Origin of the sequence: uncultured Zoogloea sp., from assembly GCF_937894855.1 — a bacterium.
Lineage (GTDB): Bacteria > Pseudomonadota > Gammaproteobacteria > Burkholderiales > Rhodocyclaceae > Zoogloea > Zoogloea oryzae.
The window spans coordinates 35,922-57,243 of record NZ_CALAYQ010000037.1; the positions used below are offsets into that span (position 1 = coordinate 35,922).

The window sequence follows — 21,322 nt, forward strand, 5'->3', positions numbered from 1 at the left end:
AGCAGGATACGGTTAAACCCCTCAAGGCCGGGATGTGCAGCGCAGCACCGGGGATAACCGGATTGCCCCGGAAGGCCGCATGAGCTAGCCTATCCGGTCGGAAAACCCCAGCAGATCAAGCCTCATGAGCGTCACCATAAAAACGCCGGAAGAAATCGAAAAGATGCGTATCGCGGGCCGCCTCGGCTCGGAAGTGCTCGACTACATCACCCCCTTCGTGAAAGCCGGCGTCAGCACCGGCGAGATCGACCGCCTGTGCCACGAGTACATGGTCAATGTGCAGGGCTGCATCCCCGCCCCGCTCAACTACGCGCCGCCGGGCTACACGCCCTACCCGAAGTCGATCTGCACCTCGGTGAATCATCAGGTCTGCCACGGCGTGCCGAACGAAAAGGTGATCCTCAAGAAGGGGGACATCGTCAATCTGGACATCACCGTCATCAAGGACGGCTACCACGGCGACACCAGCCGGATGTTCATCGTCGGCGAAACCTCGATCCGCGCCAAGCGCCTGTGCCAGATCACCTATGAATGCATGTGGCTGGGCATCGCCCAGGTCAAGCCCGGCGCGCACCTCGGCGACATCGGCGCCGCCATCCAGAAACACGCCGAAGGCAATGGCTTCTCAGTGGTGCGCGAGTTCTGCGGCCACGGCATCGGCGCGAACTTCCACGAAGAGCCCCAGGTGCTGCACTACGGCAAGCCAGGTACCGGCATCGAGCTCAAGCCCGGGATGATCTTCACCATCGAGCCGATGATCAACGCCGGCAAGGCCGCGATCTCCGAACTGCCCGACGGCTGGACCATCGTGACCCGCGACCGCAGCCTGTCCGCCCAGTGGGAGCACATGGTGCTGGTCACCGAGACCGGCGTCGAGGTGCTCACCCTGTCGGCCGGCAGCCCGCCCCGCCCGGACGTCGTTGCCCCCTACTCTGCCCAGATCAAGCCCTGACCCGTCCAAGATGTCCCAGACCGTGCCCGCCGCGCCAACTCCCGAAGCTTCCCGGGAGCTCATCACCCGCTTCAAGAGCCGCCTGAAAAGCGGCGGCGAGGCACTCCGCACCGCCTACGAAGCCCATCCGCTGACCGAGCCCATCCTCAAGGGCCGGTCCCGGCTGGTGGACGGGGTGCTGGTGGACATCTGGAAGGAGTTCGGCATCCCCGCCTCGGCGAGTCTTGTTGCCGTGGGCGGCTATGGTCGTGAGGAGCTGTTTCCCTTCTCCGATGTGGATCTGCTGTTCCTCCTCGACCGGGAGCCGGATCACGATCTGAGCGAACGCCTCACCCAGATGATCGGGCTGCTGTGGGACGTCGGCCTCGACATCGGCCACAGCGTGCGCACCATCGACGAGTGCATCGAAGAAGCCGGCCTCGACGTGACGGTGATGACCAACCTCCTCGAAGCCCGGCTGATCGGTGGCAACACGCGGCTCTTCGATCGCTTCACCGAGCAACTGCGAAGCGCGCTCAACGTCGGGCAGTTCTTCAAGGCCAAGCGCCTCGAACAGGAGCAGCGCTACACCCGCCACAACGAGACGCCCTACTCGCTTGAGCCCAACTGCAAGGAAAGCCCGGGCGGCCTGCGCGACCTCCAGATCATCGGCTGGATCAGCCGGGCGGCGGGCTTTGGCACCCACTGGCGCGACCTCGCCAGCCACGGCCTCGTCACCGCCGAGGAAGCCACCGAGCTGCGCGACCTCGAACGCTTCCTGCAGCACGCCCGCATCCGCCTGCACCACATCGCCGGGCGCCGGGAAGACCGCCTGCTCTTCGACCACCAGGAAAAGCTCGCCCATCGATTCGGCTTCGAGGCCAACGAGCACCGCCGGGCGTCGGAAGTCTTCATGCAGGAGTACTACCGAACGGCCAAGAAGGTCACCCAGCTCAACACCATCCTGCTGCAGAATTTCTGGGCTGAGTTCTTCCCCAACCGCTACCCGGCGGCGATCAACATAAACGAGCGCTTCCAGTGCGTGCGCGAGCTCCTCGACGTGCGCGACGAAGGCGTCTTCGACCGCCACCCGAGCGCACTGCTCGAATGCTTCCTGATCCTCCAGCAGCGCTCCGAGCTCAAGGGCATGACCGCCCGCACCCTGCGCGCCCTGTGGCGCGGCCGCAAGCTGATCAACGCCGAGTTCCGCCACGATCCGGCCAACCGGGCGCTGTTCCTGCGCCTGCTCCAGCAGAAACGCGGCGTGGTGCAGGAGATGCGCCGGATGAACCAGTACGGCATCCTCAGCTTCTACCTGCCGGCCTGGCGCCGAATCGTCGGGCAGATGCAGCACGACCTGTTCCACGTCTACACCGTGGATCAACACATCATGCAGGTGCTGCGCAACGTGCGCCGCTTCATGGTGTCGGAACACGCCCACGAATACCCGCTGCTCACGCGGCTCGCCACCAGCTTCGAGAAGCCCTGGCTGATCTACATCGCGGCGCTGTTTCACGACATTGCCAAGGGCCGCGGCGGCGACCACTCCAAGCTCGGCATGAAGGACGCGCGGGAGTTCTGCTCCGCCCACGGGCTCGACGAGACCGACACCGCGCTCGTCGAATGGCTGGTGGAACACCACCTGTCCATGTCCAACGTGGCCCAGAAGCAGGACATGTCCGATCTCGACGTGATCCGTCGCTTCGGCGATCTGGTGAAAACCGAGCGCCGCCTCACGGCCCTCTACATCCTCACCCACGCCGACATCCGCGGCACCAGCCCAAAGGTCTGGAACGGCTGGAAGGGCAAGCTGCTCGAAGACCTCTTCTTCGCCACCCAGCGCCTCCTGCGCGGCGCCACCCCCCACCAGGCCCTCGGCACACCCCTGCGCCAGGACGACGCCCGCAACCTGCTGCGCTACTACGGCCTGCGCCCGGGCACCGAAGACAAACTGTGGGCCCAGCTCGATACCGTTTACTTCATGCGCCACGACGCCGAGGAAGTCGCCTGGCACGCGCGGATGCTCTACTACCGGGTCGAATCCGATGTGCCCGTCGTCAAGGCCCGCCCCACCCATGGCGACGAGGGGCTGCAGGTGATGGTCTACATGAAGGACCAGAAGGACATCTTCGTGCGGCTGTGCGGCTTCTTTGCGCGCCTCGGCTTCACCATCGCCGACGCCAAGATCCACACCACCCGCCATGGCTACGCGCTCGACAGCTTCCTGCTGCTCGATCCGGGCCAGGAAACCCATTACCGGGACGTGATCAACCTGCTCGAACACGACCTGACCGAGCGCCTCAGCGACCCGGATTCGCCCATTGACCAGCCGGCCAGTGGCCGCCTGTCACGGGAGGTCAAGCACTTCCCGATCACGCCCGGCGTAACCATCGAACCCGACGAGCGCGGCCAGCACTACATCATGTCGGTAACCGCCGCCGACCGCCCGGGCCTGCTCTTCGGCGTGGCCGAAACCCTCGCCAGCAACGGGATCAACCTGCACACCGCCAAGATCGCCACCCTCGGCGAGCGGGTCGAGGACACCTTCCTGATCAGCGGCCCCAACCTCACCCAGGACACCCAGGTCCTCAAGATCGAGACCGAACTGCTCGAAAAGCTGGCGATCTGAGCGTCAGTCGCCGTCCGCCGCCGGGGTGCCCGGAAACAGCACCTCGGTGAACCCGAAGCGGGTGAAATCCCGCACCCGCATCGGGTACAGGATGCCGTCCAGGTGGTCGCACTCGTGCTGCACCACCCGGGCGTGAAAGCCCTCCGCAACCCGGTCGATGGGCGCACCATCGGCGTCGAAGCCGGTATAGCGTAATGATGCCCAGCGGGGCACCCAGCCCCGCAGCCCTGGCACGGACAGGCAACCTTCCCAGCCCCCCTCTTCGTCTTCCGACAAGGGCGATAGCACCGGGTTGATCAGCACCGTATCGGGCACCGAGGCCGCATCCGGATAGCGCGGGCTCGGCCCGCCACCAAAGATCACCACCCGCAGATCGACGCCGATCTGCGGCGCCGCCAGCCCGGCACCGGAAAGATGCGCCATCGTGTCGCGCATGTCGGCGATCAGCGCTGCGAGCTCCGGCGTGCCGAAGGCCGTCACCGGCTGCGCCCGCCGCAGCAGACGCAGATCCCCCATCCGCAGTACCTCGCGAATCATTTCGCCGGCCCTTCGCAGATGTGCTCCAGCACCTCGCGGACCCGGCCCATCGCCTCGCGCAGCACCACGTCGATGCTGCCGAAGCAGATCTGCGCCGCACTGTTGCCGCGGCCGGCTGCAAAATTGGCCACCACGTTGATCGCGGCGTACGGAATGCCCAGTTCCCGCGCGAGGGCCGCCTCGGGCATGCCGGTCATGCCCACCACGTCAGCACCGTCCCGCTCCAGCCGGTTGATTTCGGCCGCGGTTTCGAGCCGCGGGCCCTGGGTTGCCGCATACACGCCCCCATTCACCACCGGCTGACCCGCCGCCACCGCCGCCGCAAGAATGCGCTGGCGCACGACCTCGTCGTACGGCCGCGTGAAGTCGATATGCACCACCGGCTGCTCGGAGCTCTCGTGGAAGGTGCTCTTGCGGCCCCAGGTGTAGTCGATGATCTGGTCCGGCACCACCAGCACGCCCGGCCCCAGGTCGTCGCGGATGCCACCGACCGACGCCACCGAGATGATCGCGTCGGCCTTCGCCTCGCGCAGCGCCCACAGGTTGGCCTGGTAGTTCACCCGATGGGGCGGAATCGTATGGCCGTAGCCGTGACGGGCCAGAAAGACCACCGGATGCTCGCACAGCTGCCCGAAAGTCAGGGCGCCCGACGGCTCGCCGTAGGGCGTGCGCATCACCTCGCGGCGGATCACGTTCAGGTTGGCCAGTTGGGTAAGACCGCTACCGCCGATGATTGCCAGCATGCCGGACAACTCCTCATAAAACCGTGTGGGCCGGGGATCTTATCACGCAGCCAGACCCCGACCGCTCCGCGCACCGATGCTGCGTTGCGCAAAAGCGTGGTAAAATTTTGGGTTTACAAGTACTTCGGTATCCAACCCCATGTCCCGCGCCATCCGCAACATTGCCATCATCGCCCACGTCGACCACGGGAAGACCACCCTCGTCGACCAGCTCCTGCGCCAGTCCGGCACCTTCCGTGAAAACCAGCAGGTCAGCGAACGGGTGATGGACAGCAACGATCTCGAAAAAGAGCGGGGCATCACCATCCTCGCCAAGAACTGTGCCGTGCAGTACGGCGACACCCACATCAACATCATCGACACCCCGGGCCACGCCGACTTCGGCGGCGAGGTCGAGCGCGTGCTGTCGATGGTTGATGGTGTGCTGCTGCTGGTCGATGCCGTCGAAGGCCCGATGCCCCAGACCCGCTTCGTGACCCGCAAGGCCCTGGCCCTCGGCCTCAAGCCCATCGTCGTGATCAACAAGATCGACCGTCCGGGCTCCCGCCCCGACTGGGTCATCAACCACACCTTCGACCTGTTCGACAAGCTCGGCGCCACCGACGAGCAGCTCGACTTCCCGGTCGTGTACGCCTCCGCGCTCAACGGCTACGCCATGCTCGACGCCGACAAGCCCGGCACCGACATGACCCCGCTGTACGAAGCCATCCTCGAACACGTGCCCCAGCCCGACGTGGACGCCGAAGCGCCCCTGCAGCTGCAGGTCTGCTCGCTCGACTACTCCACCTACATCGGCCAGCTGGGCATCGGCCGCATCAAGCGCGGCCGCATCAAGCCGAACCAGGAAGTCGTCGTGATGTACGGCGACGAGAACCGCGGCAAGGCCAAGATCAGCCAGATCCTCACCTTCAAGGGCCTCGAGCGCAGCCCCGCCGAATCCGCCGAAGCCGGCGACATCGTGCTGGTGTCGGGCATCGACCAGGTGAACATCGGCGTCACCCTGTGCGACCCGGACAACATCGAGCCGATGACTCCGATCGCGGTCGACGAGCCCACCCTGACCATGAACTTCATGGTCAACAACTCCCCGCTGGCCGGCCGTGAAGGCAAGTTCGTCACCAGCCGCCAGATCCGCGAGCGCCTCGACAAGGAACTCCTGAAGAACGTCGCCCTGCGCGTCGACTACACCGGCGACTCCGACACCTTCCAGGTGTCCGGCCGTGGCGAACTGCACCTCACCATCCTCCTCGAAAACATGCGCCGCGAAGGCTACGAGCTGGCCGTCGGCCGTCCGCGCGTGGTGTTCAAGGACATCGACGGCGTAAAGTGCGAGCCGTACGAAATGCTCACCATCGATGTGGAAGAAGGTCACCAGGGCGGCGTGATGGAAGAACTCGGCCGCCGCCGTGGCGAAATGCAGGACATGCAGCCGGACGGCAAGGGTCGCGTGCGCCTCGAATACCGCATCCCGGCCCGCGGCCTGATCGGTTTCCAGGGTGAATTCCTGACCCTCACCCGCGGCACCGGCCTCGCCAGCCACGTGTTCGACGACTACGGCCCGATGGCCGGCACCATGAGCGAGCGTCGCAACGGCGTGCTGATCTCCCAGGACGACGGTGAAGCCGTGGCCTACGCCCTGTGGAAGCTGCAGGATCGCGGCCGCATGTTCGTGAGCCCGGGCGATGCGCTGTACGAAGGCATGATCATCGGCATCCACACCCGCGACAACGACCTCGTCGTGAACCCGATCAAGGGCAAGCAGCTCACCAACGTGCGCGCCTCCGGCACCGACGAAGCCGTGCGCCTGATCACCCCGATCCAGCTGACCCTCGAATCCGCCATCGAATTCATCGCCGATGACGAGATCGTCGAGATCACCCCGAAGAACATCCGCCTGCGCAAGCGTTACCTCAAGGAACACGAGCGCAAGCGCGCTGCCCGCGACGAGGCGTAAGCCTCTTCAACCCGACCGGGGCAACCCGGCTCGGGCGGCGGTTCAAAAAAAACGCGGCCACATCGGCCGCGTTTTTTATCGTCTGTCACGGTGAGTCATCCGGCCATGTTGGCGCAACGGCTGGCAAGGAAGGCCGCAAACTCGGCGCCCACCTCGGGGTGCTTCAGCCCCAGCTCGACGGTGGCCTGCAGGTAGCCCAGCTTCGAGCCGCAGTCGTAGCGCACGCCCTTGAACTGGTAGGCAAGCACGGCTTCTTCCTGCAGCAGCGAGGCGATCGCATCGGTGAGCTGCAGCTCGCCACCGGCGCCCGGCTTGAGCTGGCGCAGGTGATCGAAGATCCGCCCGGTAAGGATGTAGCGGCCGATCACCGCCTGGGTGGACGGCGCCTCCTCGGGCTTCGGCTTCTCGACGATGCCGGTCACGCGCTGGATCTCGCCGTCGTCGCGCTGGGTGCTGACGATGCCGTACTGCTTGGTCTGCTCCCGCGTCACGTTCATCACGCCGAGCACCGAACAGCGGTTGTAGTTGTACACATCCACCATCTGACGCATCACCGGCAGATCGCCTTGACCGTCGAGCAGATCGTCGGCGAGGAGCACCGCGAAGGGCTCGTCGCCCACCACCGGCGCCGCGCACAGCACCGCGTGGCCCAGGCCCAGCGCTTCGGCCTGGCGGATGTAGATGCAGTTGACGTGGGACGGCACGGTGTCGCGGACGATCTTCAGCAGCTCGGCCTTGCCACGCATCTCGAGTTCGGTCTCGAGCTCGTAGGCCTTGTCGAAGTGATCCTCGATGGCACGCTTCGAGCGACCGGTGATGAACACCAGATCGGTTACGCCAGCAGCCACGGCCTCCTCCACCGCGTACTGGATCAGCGGCTTGTCGACGATCGGCATCATTTCCTTGGGACTTGCCTTGGTCGCCGGCAGGAAACGGCTGCCGAGGCCTGCTACCGGAAACACCGCCTTCGTAACTTTTTTCATCGATCTTCCTCAAACAATCCAATCTGCCTATCGGCGGGCGCAGTATCCACCGGGGCGAGCAAGGCCTGCAAACCCGCTTCGTCAAGAATGGTCACGCCCAGGGCTTGCGCCTTCTCGAGCTTGCTGCCGGCATCGCTGCCGGCCACCACGTAATCGGTCTTCTTGGAGACGGAGCCAGCGACCTTGCCGCCCACCGCCTCGATCATCGCCGCCGCCTCGTCGCGCCGGAGCGTGGGCAGTGTGCCAGTCAGCACGAAGGTCTTGCCGGTGAAAGCGCCCACCTCGGGCACCGCGGCGGGTTCGGTCTCGGGCCAGCGCATGGCCTCGCGCAACCGCTCGATGATCTCGCGGTTGTGGGCCTCGGCAAAGAATTCGACGATCGACCTGGCGACGATCGGCCCGACGTCTGGCACCTGCAGCAGCACGGTTTCGTCGGCGGCCAGCAGGCCGTCGAGCTTGCCAAAGTGGCGCGCAAGATCCTTGGCGGTCGTCTCGCCCACGTTGCGGATGCCCAGCGCGAAGATGAAGCGCGCCAGCGTGGTGTCACGACTCTTGTCGATCGCGGCGACCAGGTTGGTGGCGGATTTCTCGCCCATCCGCTCCAGCCCGGCAAGCACCTCGGCGTTCACCTTGCCGGCGTCGTAAAGATCGGCCGGCGTCTTCACGATGCCGGCGCCGACCAGCTGATTCACGATCTGCTCGCCGAGCCCGTCGATATCCACCGCGCGACGCCCGGCAAAATGGAGTAGCGCCTGCTTGCACTGGGCCGGACAGAACAGTCCGCCGGTGCAGCGCGCCACGGCCTCGTCCTCGCCACGCACCACGTGGGAACCGCACTCAGGGCACTTGTGCTCGATGGCGGCCAGCAGATCGAAGCGCGGCAATTCACCTTCACGTCGCTCAGGGATCGGGCCGACCACCTCGGGAATCACGTCGCCGGCACGGCGCACCACCACCCAGTCGCCGATCCGCACGTCCTTGCGATCGATCTCGCCCTGGTTGTGCAGCGTCGCGTTGGTCACCGTCACGCCGCCGACAAACACAGGCTCGAGCCGCGCCACCGGCGTGATCGCCCCGGTGCGGCCCACCTGCACGTCGATGCCCAGCAGCCGGGTGGCGACTTCCTGGGCCGGATACTTGTGGGCCACGGCCCAGCGCGGCTCGCGGGAGACGAAACCCAGCTCACGCTGACGGACGATCGAATCCACCTTGTACACCACGCCGTCGATGTCGAAGGGCAGCGACTCGCGAAGCGCCGCCATGTCGGCGTGGAATTGCGCGAGACCTTCCGGCCCCGCCACGCAGCGGCGGTGCTCGCACACCGGCAGGCCGAAGGCCGCCAGCGCGTCGAGGATGGCGCTATGGGTATCGGGCATCGCCCAGCCGACCACCTCACCCAGGCCGTAGGTAAAGAAGGACAGCGGGCGCTGGGCGGTGATGTTGGGGTCGAGCTGGCGCAGGCTGCCGGCAGCCGCGTTACGCGGATTGACGAAAATCTTCTGCCCGGCAGCAGCCTGGGCGGCGTTGAGGCGCTCGAAGTCGTCACGGCGCATGTAGATCTCGCCGCGGACCTCCAGCACCGCCGGCGCGTCGCCACGAAGGCGCAGCGGCACCTTGCGCAGCGTACGCACATTGCGGGTCACGTCCTCGCCGGTGCTGCCGTCGCCGCGGGTGGCGGCCTGGACCAGCACGCCGTTCTCGTAGCGCAGGCTGATGGCGAGGCCGTCAAACTTGAGCTCGGCGGCGTAGCCCACCGGCGGCGCGGATTCATCCAGCCCCAGCGCCCGGCGCACCCGGGCGTCGAAGGCCACGGCGCCCTGGTCGGTGGTGTCGGTCTCGGTGCGGATCGACAACATCGGCACCACATGCTGCACCGACGCCAGCTCGGGCGACGGCGCGCCGCCTACCCGCTGAGTGGGCGAATCGGGGGTGACGAGTTCGGGATGGGCGGACTCCAGATCCTGGAGCTCGCGGAACAGGCGGTCGTACTCTGCATCCGGCACAGTGGGCTCGGCCAGCACGTAGTACGCGTGATCATGCGCGGCGATCTCCGCGCGCAGGGCCGCAACCCGCGCGCAGGTTTCGGGACTTGCTGCCACCAGGATGCCCCGCTCAGGAGAACAGGCGCAGGGCCAGCGGGGAACCCGGTGCGATGCCCTGCTCCGCCATCTGCCCCTGGAACTGCTCGATCTGGGCGCGAATCAGGCCCACGGCCTTGTCGCCGAAGGGCGAGCGGTTGTCATCGACCACCGCGCCGCCAAGGGCATCGGCGAGCTGCTGGGCAACGCCCATCATCCGCTCGAAGACGCGTACGCCGTCGGCAACCCGCGGCACGTCGAGGGTCAAGGTGACGCCCTGGGTGACGAGGCCGCGCATCTCTTCGGCTGCAAACAGGACAGGCTCCAGGTTTGACAGCACGAACTGGCTCACGCCAAGCTCGTCGCGGGCATGGAAGCTGCCGTCGCTCATCAGCTCAAGCCCGGCCGCCTCGGCCAGGCCGCGCAGCTTGGTGCCAGCGAAACCCTGGTCGCGGGCCACCACATTGACGCCGATCTGGATGTCCACACCAGCACACAGGCGGTCGAGGTCAGCGGCACGGGTCAGCGCATCGGCCTTGGCCGGCAGCGACGGGATGGCCATGAACAGGTCGCACATGCGCTGCAGGCCGGCGCCCAGCCGGGTTAGGTCGCCGTCGCTGGCGGGGCCGCGGCGGTCCACCAGCTGCAGCGCGGCACACACCCAGTGATAGCTGGCAGCCGTGTTCGCGCCGACGAGCTCCCAGCGATTGTCGGTATCCGAAAAACCGAACCAGCGCAGCGGCTTGGCCGGCCCATCGAGCTGCTCGGTTGCGGCCTGCCACAGGCGGCCACCCACCACCGGCTCAATGGCCTCGATGCGCACCACCCAGTCGGCCCGCTCGTCCACCTCGATGGGCAACAGCGGCGGCACGCGCCGGGCGCTGGCGTCCTTGACGTCCTGAGCGCTGGGCTGGGGCCGCGCCGGCGCCTCACCACCGATCACCGGCTCGAGCCGGTCGGCAGACGCCGGACGGGACGACGCCTCGCCGCCGAGGGGCTGGACATTGTCGAGCGCATCCATCTTCTTGCGGTGCTTGCGCTCCTGCCACTTGTTGAACGCAAAGATGCCGACGACGACAACGCCGCCAGCACCGACCAGACCCATCTGCAAGTCACTGATTGCCATCGAAATCCCTTGTTTCCCGCATCACGCCGCGGCAGCTTCCGCAAGACGCAGTGCTTCTTCAATATCCACTTCCACCACCCGCGACACACCCTGCTCCTGCATCGTGACGCCCACCAGCTGCTCCGCGATTTCCATCGTGATCTTGCTGTGGCTGATGAACACGAACTGGGTCTGCGACGACATGCGCTTGACCATCTGGCAGTAGCGCTCGGTGTTGGAATCGTCGAGTGGTGCATCCACCTCATCCAGCATGCAGAACGGCGCCGGGTTGAGCTGGAACATCGAAAATACCAGCGCAATCGCGGTCAGTGCCTTTTCCCCGCCCGAAAGCAGCTGGATGGAACTGTTCTTCTTGCCGGGCGGCTGGGCGACGATCGAGATGCCCGCATCGAGAATCTCGTCGCCAGTAAGCACCAGCCGCGCTTCACCCCCTCCGAAGAGCATCGGGAAGAGATTCCCGAAATGGTGATTAACCGTATTGTACGTCTCTTGAAGCTGCTCTCGCGTCTCCCGGTCGATCCGACGAATGGCATCTTCAAGGGTTTCGATCGCACCTAGCAGATCCTCTGTCTGCACGTCGAGGTAATTTTTCCGCTCCGACGCCGCTTTCAGCTCGTCGAGCGCCGCCAGATTGACCGGCCCCAGCTCGGCGATCTCACGGCCAAGGCGAGCCACCTCGCGCTGCAGCGAACCTTCCTTCAGATCCGGTACCAGCAGCGGCGCCAGTGCCGCCTCGTCGGCCTGGGCTTCTTCGAGCCGAGCGGCGTGCTGGGCTTCAGCCATCTCGACGGCCTGGACGCGCAGACGCAGATCGGCGACGCGCTCGCGCTGGGGCGCGGCTGCGTGCTCGGTGCGCTGGCGATCTTCCTCCAGCCCGCGCAGCTGGCCGTTGGCGGCCTCCAGCGTGTTGCGGCTGGCGGCGAGCGCGGTCTCGCGGGTCGCTCGCAGGGCCACGGCCTCCTGCAGCGCAGCAGACACCGAGACCTCGTCGATCTCCATCAGCGATTCGCGGCGCTCGGTGAGCTCCTCGGCGATGCGCTCTAGCTGCTCGCCGGCGAGCGCCCGGTTGCGGGCGATGTCGTCGAGCTTGCTCACGCACTCGCGCTCGGAATGGCGGGCTTCCTGCAGCTCGCGGGCGAGCGCGGATTCAAGCGCGCGGGTCTCGCGCAGACTGCTCTCGCGCTCGCGGCGCACGGATTCGGCGGCATCCAGCCGGCCGCGCTGCAGCTCGGCCATCTCGCGGCTGCGTTCGAGCTCGGTCTCGGCGCGCAGCAGGCGATCGCGCTCGGCCTGTTCGGCGTGGGCGATCTCGCCCAGGTCACGTTCGATCTGGCCGCAGCGCTCTTCGTAGCGCTGCCGGGCCTGGTTGAGCTTGAGCACCTCGACCTGCTCGGCATGCACCCGCGCCTGCAGCGCCTGGGCGTCGCGACGCAGGTTGGCGAGCGCATCCTGCACGCGGGTGGCGAGCGCCTCGGCCTCGGCCATGGATTCCCGCGCCATCGCGGCGGCTTCCTGGGCGGCCTCGACTTCGGCGCCCAGCTGGTCGATCTCCCGCTGGCGCTCGATGACGCCGTGGGTGCGCGAATCCGGCGCGTAGTGGATCAGCGCGTGACGGCTCAGCAGGCGGCCATCCCGCGAGACCAGCACCACGCCGGCGGCGAGCGACTCGCGGCGATCGATCCACGCGGCAAGATCGTCGGCCACGAAGACCCGGGCCAGCCAGCTTTCGAGCACCGCGGCGAGTTCGCCATCGGCGCCGACCTTCTCCACCAGCGGCCGGCAGCCCTCCGGCGCCGGCATGGTGTCGCCCGTAGCAGGGCTGCCGCCAAGCAGGAAGGCGAAGGCGCCCGGCACCTTGTCGGCCAGCGCGGCCAGCGCCACCTTGCCGTCCACGGCCGGCAAGGCTGCGAGGCGTTCGCGCAGCACCGCCTCGACGGCCAGCTCCCACCCGGCCTCGACGCGGATACGCTGCCACAGGGGCTTGAGCCCATCGAGCTTGTGGCGCTTGATCCAGTCGCCGAGCTGGCCCTGCACCTGCACCTTGTTCTGCAACTGCACCAGTGCTTCGCGCCGCGCCCGCAGCTCGGTGGCGTGGCGCTGGGCCTGGCGTTCGGCTTCCAGTGCCTGCTTGAGGGCCTGCTGGGCGGCGGGCAGCTGGGTCTGGGCGTCGGCGATATCGGACTGACGCTGATCCAGCGCTTCTTCGGCCGCCGCCAGCGCCGCCTCGCGCTCGGCGGCCATGCGCAGATCGGGTGCCTGGACGGCGGATTCTTCCTGCTGCAGCCGGGCGCGACGCTGGGCCAGCGTGTCGAGCGTGCGCTCGCTGCTCACCCGGTGGGTGTCTTCGACGCGGATCTGCTGCTCGGCCTGGTTGAGTTCGCGGCGGATCGCGGCGGCGGCGGCGGCGGCGGCGTTGAGGGCTTCCTCGGCCTCCGGCAGACGGTCGCCCACCTCGGCGTGGCGGGCCTCGGCCTGTTCGGCGCGGATCGCGGCGTGGTCGAGCAGGCCCTGCCAGCGCTCGCTGTCGGCGGCGAGGCTTTCCAGCTGGCTGCGCCACTGGGCGTCGTCGCGCTCAAGCTGGGCGAGGCGGCTTTCGAGAATCCGCCGGCTGTCACGCAGGCGGGCAAGCTCGCCTTCGAGGCGGGTGAGCTCGGAGCTCACCGCAAACAGTGCGGTCTGGGCGTGCTGCACGCCCTCGTTGGCTTCAAGCTGGGCTTCGCGAGCGGTTTCGAGCTGGCTTTCGAGTTCCTGCAGGCGCGACGAGTCGGCCTCGATGCGCCGGGTGGCGTCGGCCAGCTCTTCGGCCAGCCGGGCGCGTTCGGCGCGGGCCTCATTGCGCTTGAGCAGCCACAGCAGGTTCTGCCGCTCCGACAGGCTGGCGTTGAGCTGGCGGTACTTTTCGGCGATGGCGGCCTGCTGCTCGAGCTTGCCGAGTTGCTGGCCGAGTTCGCTGCGGATGTCGTCGAGACGGGTCAGGTTGTCGCGGGCGTCGCACAGGCGCCCTTCGGTTTCCTTGCGCCGCTCGCGGTATTTGGTGACGCCGGCGGCCTCCTCGAGAAAGCCGCGGACTTCTTCGGGCTTGGCCTCGATGATCCGCGAGATCATGCCCTGCTCGATGATCGCGTAGGCCCGCGGCCCGAGGCCGGTACCCAGGAAGAGATCGATCACGTCCTTCCGGCGCACCTGCATGCCGTTGATGAAGTAGGTCGATTCGCCGCTGCGGTCGAGCACGCGCTTGACCGCCACCTCGGCGTAGGGCTTCCACTGGCCGGCGGCCTTGCCTTCGGCATTGTCGAAGACCAGCTCGACGCTGGCCCGGGACACCGGCTTGCGGGTGGTGGAGCCGTTGAAGATGACGTCCATCATCGAGCCGCCCCGCAGCGCCGAGGCGCGCGATTCGCCCAGCACCCAGCGCACCGCGTCGATGATGTTCGATTTGCCGCAGCCGTTCGGACCCACCACGCCCACCAGATTACCGGGCGTGAGCACGGTCGTCGGATCGACGAAGGTCTTGAAACCGGCGAGCTTGAGTTTGGCGAGACGCACTGGAATTCGGAAAAAGGCTGGGGAAAACGGAGCTGCAAGCACTTGCGCAGCACGCTTGCTGCACTGCCACATAAACGGCGGACGCTATAATAGCATTCGTTAAAAATCAGGCCACAGGCTTTGTCTTGCCCTGTCCTGCACCACCGCAACACGGCGATTTATCCTCTGCGCCCCGCCATCCGCGCCGGGCCGCCCCCAGGACGAACACAGGAAATCCCCCGAACGTGAACCCGCACCTCCAGGATCTTCACCCCTATCCCTTCGAAAAACTGCGCGGCCTCTTCGAAGGCATCGTGCCGCCGGCTGGCTATTCGGCGATCCGCCTGTCCATCGGCGAGCCGCAGCACGCCACGCCCGAATTCATCAAGCAGTCGCTCATCGACAACCTCGGCGGCCTCGCCAACTACCCGACCACCCAGGGCTCCGACGCCCTGCGCCAGTCGATCGCCGGCTGGCTGGAGCGCCGCTACGGCCTGCCCAAGGTGAGCGCCGCCACCCAGGTGCTGCCGGTCAACGGGTCCCGCGAGGCACTGTTCGCCTTTGCCCAGTGCGTGATCGACGGCAGCAAGCCGGACGCCCTGGTGCTCTCGCCCAACCCGTTCTATCAGATCTACGAAGGCGCGGCCTACCTGGCCGGGGCCAAGCCCTACTTCGTCAACAACCTGCCGGACAACCGCTTCGCGTCGGATTTCGACGCCGTGCCCGAATCCGTCTGGCAGCGCGTCCAGCTGGTCTTCGTGTGCTCGCCGGGCAACCCCACCGGCAAGGTGCTCTCCCTCGACGAGTGGAAGCAACTGTTCGATCTGTCGGATCGCTACGGCTTCGTGATCGCCGCCGACGAGTGCTATTCCGAGATCTACTTCGACGACGCCCACCTGCCCATCGGTGGCCTCGAAGCCGCCCATCGCCTCGGCCGCACGGATTTCCGCAACGTGGTGATGTTCTCCAGCCTGTCCAAGCGCTCCAACGTGCCGGGCATGCGCTCCGGTTTCGTGGCCGGCGACGCGGAGATCCTCAAGCGCTTCCTGCTCTACCGCACCTATCACGGCTGCGCCATGAGCCCGTCGGTGCAGGCGGCCTCCGCCGCGGCCTGGAACGACGAGGCCCACGTGGCCGAAAACCGTCGTCAATATCGCGAGAAGTTCGCCGTTATCACCCCCATGCTGAAACCCTGGCTAGACGTGGACCTGCCCGACGCCGGCTTCTACCTGTGGGCCAACGTCACCCGCCTGGGGGTTTCCGACACCGAGTTCGCCCGCCGCCTGCAGGCTGAATATAATGTGACGGTTCTGCCTGGCAGCTTCCTCGCCCGCGAGGCTCACGGGATCAATCCCGGTGCCGGCTTCGTTCGTATCGCGCTGGTTGCCGACTTGGCAGAGTGCGTCGAAGCGGCCAATCGAATCGTCGCCTTCGCCCAACAACTTTCGAACAATCCATGACCGTATTCGTACATATCATGCCCCATCACGAAAACCCCTTTGCCGCCCTCATTGAAGACCTCTGGGAGCGTCGCACCGAGCTGTCGCCCGCCACCGCCACCAGCGAACAGCTGCGCGCCATCGAGCACGTCATCGACGAACTCGACCAGGGCAAGCTGCGCGTTGCCGAGAAGATCAACGGCGAGTGGGTGACCCACCAGTGGATCAAGAAGGCTGTGCTGCTGTACTTCCGCACCCACGACAACAAGGTGCTGTCCGGCGGCGACACCCGCTACTACGACAAGGTGCCCACCAAGTTCGACAACTACACCGAGCACGATTTCCAGCACGGTGGCTTCCGTGTGGTGCCCAACGCCGTCGCGCGCAAGGGCAGCTTCATCAGCAAGGGCGTGGTGCTGATGCCCTCCTACGTGAACATCGGCGCCTACGTCGGTGAAGGCACGATGGTCGACACTTGGGCCACCGTCGGCTCCTGCGCCCAGATCGGCAAGAACGTGCACCTTTCCGGCGGCGTCGGCATCGGTGGCGTGCTCGAGCCCCTCCAGGCCAACCCGACCATCATCGGCGACAACTGCTTCATCGGCGCCCGCTCCGAAGTCGTCGAAGGCGTCATCGTCGAAGACAACTGCGTGATCTCGATGGGCGTCTACATCGGCCAGAGCACCAAGATCTACGACCGCGCCACCGGCGAAGTCACGTACGGCCGCGTGCCCGAAGGCTCCGTGGTGGTGAGCGGCAACCTGCCCTCCGCCGACGGCAAGTACAGCCTGTACTGCGCCGTGATCGTGAAGAAGGTCGACGCCCAGACCCGCGCCAAGACCAGCATCAACGAACTGCTGCGCGACTGACCCCGCGCCCGGGGCCGCCCTCAGGAACCCTCCGGGGTAATCCTGAAGCGGCCCAGCCTGCCGCCGGAGCTGACTGATGATCATCGACAAGCTGTTCGCCCTGATGGCCGAGAAGAAAGCCTCGGACATCTTCATTACCGTCGGCACTCCGATCCACATCAAGATCGACGGAAACACCCTGCCCATCAACCAGCAGGCCATGGACCCGACAATGGTCCACCGCATGGCCTACGAGATGATGTCGCCCGAGCAGGTCGAGCGCTTCGAGCGCACCCGGGAGATGAACCTCTCCTTCGGCCGGCGCGACATGGGCAACTTCCGCGTCAATATCTTCTGGCAGCGCAACAGCGTCGCCATCGTCGTCCGCTACATCTCGGGCGACATCCCGCGCCTCGAAAGCCTCGGCCTGCCGCCGGTGCTGGCCGACATCATCATGGAGAAGCGCGGCCTCATCCTGGTCGTGGGCGCAACCGGCTCGGGCAAGTCCACCACCATCGCCTCGATGATCGACCACCGGAACGAGAACCGCTCGGGCCACATCCTGACCATCGAAGACCCGATCGAATATCTGTTCAAGCATAAGATGTCGATCGTGAACCAGCGCGAGATCGGCCAGGACACCAACGACTGGCAGCAGGCCCTCAAGAACGCCATGCGCCAGGCGCCCGACTGCATCCTGATCGGCGAGATCCGCGACCGCGAGACGATGCAGGCCGCCCTGTCGTATTCCCAGACCGGCCACCTGTGCCTCGCCACGCTGCACGCCAATAACGCCTACCACGCCCTCAACCGCATCTTCAGCTTCTTCCCGATGGACGGCCGCGCGCTGCTGGCCCTCGACCTCGCCGCAACGCTCAAGTGCATCGCCTCCCAGCGCCTCGTCAAGAAGCCCGACGGCGGGCGGATCCCGGCCGTCGAGATCCTGCTCAACTCCCGTCAGGTGGCCGAGCTCATCGAACGAAGCGAAATCTCCGCGATCCGCGAGGCCATGGAACAAAGCCTCGCCCAGGGCTCGCGCATCTTCGAGCAGGATCTCTTCCGGCTCTACAAGGAAAAGGTCATCACCCTCGAGGAAGCCCTCACCAACTCCGATTCGCCGACCAACCTGTCCTGGCTCATCAACAACGCCCAGTTTGGCAACACCAACGAAAAGGCCAGCCGCAACCAGTCGGCCATCGACTTCGAAAGCACCCAGCCGGACGGCTCGTCCTTCCGCGAGTTCACCCTCGAACTCGACGACGACTGAGCCCAGTACCACCCCCCCCCGCCGTCCATCCGCCCTGCCCAGGGGCGACGGCGGGCGCATCGCCTGCCCCAACCAAATACAAGACAACGCATGAACCCCACGCTCGAACTCACCCGCAGCCTCATCGCGCGCCCGTCGGTCACCCCCGAGGACGCCGGCTGCCTCGATCTCATCGCCAGCCGTCTGGCGCCCCTCGGCTTCGTCTGCGAGCGCATCGATGGCGGCGGCGTCAGCAACCTGTGGGCCCGTCGTGGCACCGCCCGCCCGCTGGTGGTGTTCGCCGGCCACACCGACGTGGTGCCCACCGGCCCGCTCGAAGCCTGGACCTCCCATCCCTTCGAGCCCACCGAGCGTGACGGCCTGCTGTTCGGCCGCGGCGCCGCCGACATGAAGGCATCGCTGGCCGCCTTCGTCACCGGCATCGAAGCCTTCGTCGCCGCCCACCCGGACCACGCCGGCTCCATCGCCCTGCTGCTCACCTCCGACGAGGAAGGCGACGCCACCCACGGCACCACGCTGGTCGTCGAGACCCTGCGCGCCCGCGGCGAAGCCCTCGACTTCTGCATCGTCGGCGAGCCCACCTCCACCAACACCCTCGGCGACACCATCAAGAACGGCCGCCGGGGCAGCCTGTCCGGCAAGCTCACCGTGAAGGGCGTGCAGGGACACATCGCCTACCCGCACCTCGCGAAGAACCCCATCCACCTCGCCGCGCCGGCCCTGGCCGAACTCGCCGCCGAGAAGTGGGACGAAGGCAACGAATACTTCCCGCCCACCTCCTGGCAGATGTCCAACATCAAGGCCGGCACCGGCGCCACCAACGTCATCCCCGGCACGCTGGAAGTGCTGTTCAACTTCCGCTTCGCCACCGTGCACACCGCCGACCAGCTCAAGGCCCGCGTGCACGCCGTCCTCGACCGTCACGGCCTTGATTACGACCTCGCCTGGACCCTCGGCGGCAAGCCCTTCCTCACGCCCCGCGGCAGCCTCGTGGGCGCGATGGAAGCCGCCATCCGCGACACCCTTGCGATCAGCCCCGAGCTCTCCACCACCGGCGGCACCTCCGACGGCCGCTTCATCGCCGACATCTGCCCGCAGGTCGTCGAGTTCGGCCCGGTGAACGCCACCATCCACAAGCTCAACGAATGCATCGCGGTGGACGCCATCCAGCCCCTGTCGGACATCTACCGCCGCACCCTCGAAAACCTGCTCACCGCATCGGACAAGGCATGAACGACCACCACCACGACCACCTGGAAGAAGACGAGCACGACCACGAACACGAGCACGGCCCCCTGGCCGAGCTCGTCACCGTTCGCGACTGGCTGCGCTATGCCGTCACCCGCTTCAACCGGGCCGGCTGCTATTTCGGCCACGGCCTGCCGGATGCCTACGACGAAGCGGTGTACCTCGTCCTGCACACCCTCGCACTGCCGCTGGATCGCCTCGAGCCCTTCCTCGACGCCTGCATCCCCGGCGACGAACGGGAAGCCATCTTCGAAGTCATCGAGAAGCGCGCGGTGGACAAGCTCCCCGCCGCCTACATCACCGGCGAAGCCTGGCTGGGGGATTTCCGCTTTGAAGTGGACCCGCGGGTGATCATCCCCCGCTCGTATTTTGCCGAGCTGCTCGAGGACGGCTTTGCGCCGTGGATTCAAGACGCGGAAGAAGTCACCGCGGCCATGGACATGTGCACCGGCTCCGGCTGTCTGGCCATTCTGATGGCCCACGCCTTCCCCAACGCCCACATCACGGCTGTGGACATCTCCCAGGACGCCCTCGACGTGGCCGCCGCCAACATCGCTGCCTACGGCCTGGAAGATCGCATCACGCTGGTGAAGTCCGACGGCTTTGCGTCGGTGCCCGAGCAGCGCTTCGACTTCATCCTCAGCAACCCGCCCTACGTCACCCGCGAATCGATGGAATCGCTGCCGGCCGAATACCTCCACGAGCCTGGCATCGCCCTCGGCTCAGGTGAAGATGGCCTCGACCTGGTGCGCAAGCTGCTGGCCGACGCACCCCGTTTCCTGCAGCCGGAAGGCCTGCTGGCGATCGAAGTAGGGCACAACCGGCACATCGTCGACGAAGCCTTCCCGGCCCTCGCACCTACGTGGTTGTCGTCCCCCGGCGGCGAAGATAAGGTATTTGTCCTCCAAGCCGGTCAATTGTTGTAAAACCAAGCGCTTTTTGAGAATTAGGTCAACCCGGTCGCCTGCCTGCCGTACTTATCATCTTGCCTGAGAGGGAAAAGCGTCTTTCCCCCTCATACAAAAAATCTGGCAAAAACGATAAATAAGGTCAAGGAGTAGCCATGGCGACCGATCGCCCCATCCTTCTCGTCGAGGACAATCCCGACGATGAGGCACTTACGCTCCGCGCATTCAGCAAGAACAAGATTGCCAACCAGGTCGTCGTGGCGAGGGACGGCGTCGAGGCGCTGGACTACCTTTTCTGCACCGGTCAGTACAGTTCCCGTGATAGCCTGGTCATGCCGGCTTTCGTGCTTCTGGATCTGAAGCTGCCGCGCATCGACGGTCTTGAGGTGCTCCGGCGCATCCGCGCCGACGAGCGCACCGCCCTCCTCCCGGTGGTCGTGCTGACCACCTCGAAGGAACACCAGGATATTTTTGAAGCCTACCGGCTGGGCGCCAACAGCTACATCCGCAAACCGGTGGATTTCGAGCGTTTTCTGCAGGCCGTCGGCCAACTCGGGCTGTACTGGCTGTCCCTCAACGAACCCTCCGACCCGACCGCCCGCTGAAGGCTACGCCTAGAGCAGCGCCTCGATGTCTGCCGCCAGGGCTTCTGGCGTCGTCGTCGGGGCGTAGCGGCGGATCGGCGTCCCGCTGCGGTCCACCAGGAATTTCGTGAAGTTCCACTTGATGGCGCGACTGCCGAGCACACCCGGCAGGGCCGCCGTGAGATACGCGAACACCGGATGGGCATCCGGGCCGTTCACATTCACCTTTTCGGTGAGCAGGAAATCCACGCCGTAATTTCGTTCGCAGAACGCCGCGATCTCGTCTTCCGTGCCCGGCTCCTGCGCGCCGAACTGATTGCACGGAAACCCCACTACCACCAGCCCGCGCGGCCCGAGCTGCTGGTGCAACTGCTCCAGGCCCTTGTACTGGGGCGTAAAGCCACAACGGCTGGCGGTATTCACCACCAGCAGCGCCTTGCCGGCGAAATCCGCAAAGCGGATCACGCCGCCGCCAAGACGGCCAACCTCGAAATCGTGGATGCCCGGCATGGCGCGCGTGGC

The 21,322-nt window shown here is 66.3% G+C and carries 16 protein-coding genes; 9 read left to right on the top strand and 7 right to left on the bottom strand.

Features of this window, described 5'->3' with window-relative positions:
- The first annotated feature begins 124 nt into the window (after positions 1–124).
- Together map and Q0672_RS04660 are read left to right on the top strand one after the other, a co-directional pair.
- Positions 125–952: a type I methionyl aminopeptidase gene (gene map / locus Q0672_RS04655; protein WP_298620268.1), complete on the top strand. Its 828-nt coding sequence runs from the start codon at positions 125–127 to the stop codon at positions 950–952.
- Between the two features lie 10 nt (positions 953–962).
- The gene (locus tag Q0672_RS04660; RefSeq protein ID WP_298620270.1) at positions 963–3,560 is read left to right on the top strand and encodes a [protein-PII] uridylyltransferase; all 2,598 of its coding nucleotides are present in this window, start codon (positions 963–965) and stop codon (positions 3,558–3,560) included.
- Between the two features lie 3 nt (positions 3,561–3,563).
- Here the strand turns inward: Q0672_RS04660 and Q0672_RS04665 are convergent, their stop codons facing one another.
- On the bottom strand, positions 3,564–4,097 hold the full coding sequence (locus tag Q0672_RS04665) for a peptide deformylase (RefSeq protein ID WP_298620272.1): 534 nt from the start codon (positions 4,095–4,097) through the stop codon (positions 3,564–3,566).
- A complete protein-coding gene (locus Q0672_RS04670) occupies positions 4,094–4,840 on the bottom strand; it encodes an S-methyl-5'-thioinosine phosphorylase (protein ID WP_153159527.1) in 747 nt (248 codons plus the stop codon). The genes Q0672_RS04665 and Q0672_RS04670 overlap by 4 nt, the downstream gene beginning before the upstream one ends.
- A 139-nt stretch (positions 4,841–4,979) precedes the next feature.
- On the opposite strand from Q0672_RS04670, the gene typA reads away from it, so the two are divergent.
- Positions 4,980–6,794 carry a translational GTPase TypA gene (typA, locus tag Q0672_RS04675; RefSeq protein ID WP_153159528.1) on the top strand — a complete coding sequence of 605 codons (1,815 nt, stop codon included), beginning with the start codon at positions 4,980–4,982 and terminating at the stop codon, positions 6,792–6,794.
- A gap of 95 nt (positions 6,795–6,889) precedes the next feature.
- Here typA and galU read toward each other — a convergent pair whose 3' ends face one another.
- Genes galU through smc form a run of 4 tightly spaced genes read right to left on the bottom strand, consistent with a single transcriptional unit; the run spans position 6,890 to position 14,527 of the window.
- Positions 6,890–7,777, bottom strand: coding sequence for a UTP--glucose-1-phosphate uridylyltransferase GalU (galU, locus tag Q0672_RS04680; RefSeq protein ID WP_298620275.1), 888 nt, complete (start codon positions 7,775–7,777; stop codon positions 6,890–6,892).
- Positions 7,774–9,876 (bottom strand): NAD-dependent DNA ligase LigA, encoded by a 2,103-nt coding sequence (gene ligA / locus Q0672_RS04685; protein WP_298620277.1) that lies wholly within the window; start codon positions 9,874–9,876, stop codon positions 7,774–7,776. Before ligA ends, galU begins: the two co-directional genes overlap by 4 nt.
- A gap of 13 nt (positions 9,877–9,889) precedes the next feature.
- A complete protein-coding gene (locus tag Q0672_RS04690) occupies positions 9,890–10,981 on the bottom strand; it encodes a cell division protein ZipA C-terminal FtsZ-binding domain-containing protein (protein WP_298620279.1) in 1,092 nt (363 codons plus the stop codon).
- A 21-nt stretch (positions 10,982–11,002) separates the two neighbouring features.
- Complete coding sequence (smc, locus tag Q0672_RS04695) at positions 11,003–14,527, bottom strand: chromosome segregation protein SMC (protein WP_298620281.1); 3,525 nt, start codon at positions 14,525–14,527, stop codon at positions 11,003–11,005.
- A 224-nt stretch (positions 14,528–14,751) separates the two neighbouring features.
- Here smc and dapC point away from each other — a divergent pair, with 224 nt between their 5' ends.
- From dapC to Q0672_RS04725, 6 genes are all read left to right on the top strand, one after another.
- Positions 14,752–15,966, top strand: coding sequence for a succinyldiaminopimelate transaminase (dapC, locus tag Q0672_RS04700; protein ID WP_153159533.1), 1,215 nt, complete (start codon positions 14,752–14,754; stop codon positions 15,964–15,966).
- 17 nt (positions 15,967–15,983) lie between these two features.
- Positions 15,984–16,814, top strand: a complete 831-nt coding sequence (dapD, locus tag Q0672_RS04705; protein ID WP_228111726.1) for a 2,3,4,5-tetrahydropyridine-2,6-dicarboxylate N-succinyltransferase — start codon at positions 15,984–15,986, stop codon at positions 16,812–16,814.
- A 76-nt stretch (positions 16,815–16,890) separates the two neighbouring features.
- Positions 16,891–18,060 (top strand): PilT/PilU family type 4a pilus ATPase, encoded by a 1,170-nt coding sequence (locus Q0672_RS04710; RefSeq protein WP_298620287.1) that lies wholly within the window; start codon positions 16,891–16,893, stop codon positions 18,058–18,060.
- A gap of 90 nt (positions 18,061–18,150) precedes the next feature.
- A complete protein-coding gene (gene dapE / locus Q0672_RS04715) occupies positions 18,151–19,293 on the top strand; it encodes a succinyl-diaminopimelate desuccinylase (protein WP_298620289.1) in 1,143 nt (380 codons plus the stop codon).
- On the top strand, positions 19,290–20,234 hold the full coding sequence (prmB, locus tag Q0672_RS04720) for a 50S ribosomal protein L3 N(5)-glutamine methyltransferase (protein ID WP_298620291.1): 945 nt from the start codon (positions 19,290–19,292) through the stop codon (positions 20,232–20,234). The genes dapE and prmB overlap by 4 nt, the downstream gene beginning before the upstream one ends.
- A gap of 137 nt (positions 20,235–20,371) precedes the next feature.
- Positions 20,372–20,821, top strand: a complete 450-nt coding sequence (locus Q0672_RS04725) for a response regulator (RefSeq protein ID WP_153159538.1) — start codon at positions 20,372–20,374, stop codon at positions 20,819–20,821.
- 9 nt (positions 20,822–20,830) lie between these two features.
- Here Q0672_RS04725 and Q0672_RS04730 read toward each other — a convergent pair whose 3' ends face one another.
- Positions 20,831–21,310 (bottom strand): glutathione peroxidase, encoded by a 480-nt coding sequence (locus Q0672_RS04730; protein ID WP_298620294.1) that lies wholly within the window; start codon positions 21,308–21,310, stop codon positions 20,831–20,833.
- Positions 21,311–21,322 lie beyond the last annotated feature (12 nt).

Bases quoted from the DNA above. Each gene is read 5' to 3' on its own strand.
- map (WP_298620268.1), top strand. From the start codon at position 125: ATGAGCGTCACCATAAAAACGCCGGAAGAAATCGAAAAGATGCGTATC.
- Q0672_RS04660 (WP_298620270.1), top strand. From the start codon at position 963: ATGTCCCAGACCGTGCCCGCCGCGCCAACTCCCGAAGCTTCCCGGGAG.
- Q0672_RS04665 (WP_298620272.1), bottom strand. From the start codon at position 4,097: ATGATTCGCGAGGTACTGCGGATGGGGGATCTGCGTCTGCTGCGGCGG.
- Q0672_RS04670 (WP_153159527.1), bottom strand. From the start codon at position 4,840: ATGCTGGCAATCATCGGCGGTAGCGGTCTTACCCAACTGGCCAACCTG.
- typA (WP_153159528.1), top strand. From the start codon at position 4,980: ATGTCCCGCGCCATCCGCAACATTGCCATCATCGCCCACGTCGACCAC.
- galU (WP_298620275.1), bottom strand. From the start codon at position 7,777: ATGAAAAAAGTTACGAAGGCGGTGTTTCCGGTAGCAGGCCTCGGCAGC.
- Q0672_RS04690 (WP_298620279.1), bottom strand. From the start codon at position 10,981: ATGGCAATCAGTGACTTGCAGATGGGTCTGGTCGGTGCTGGCGGCGTT.
- dapD (WP_228111726.1), top strand. From the start codon at position 15,984: ATGCCCCATCACGAAAACCCCTTTGCCGCCCTCATTGAAGACCTCTGG.
- Q0672_RS04710 (WP_298620287.1), top strand. From the start codon at position 16,891: ATGATCATCGACAAGCTGTTCGCCCTGATGGCCGAGAAGAAAGCCTCG.
- dapE (WP_298620289.1), top strand. From the start codon at position 18,151: ATGAACCCCACGCTCGAACTCACCCGCAGCCTCATCGCGCGCCCGTCG.
- prmB (WP_298620291.1), top strand. From the start codon at position 19,290: ATGAACGACCACCACCACGACCACCTGGAAGAAGACGAGCACGACCAC.
- Q0672_RS04725 (WP_153159538.1), top strand. From the start codon at position 20,372: ATGGCGACCGATCGCCCCATCCTTCTCGTCGAGGACAATCCCGACGAT.
- Q0672_RS04730 (WP_298620294.1), bottom strand. From the start codon at position 21,310: ATGCCGGGCATCCACGATTTCGAGGTTGGCCGTCTTGGCGGCGGCGTG.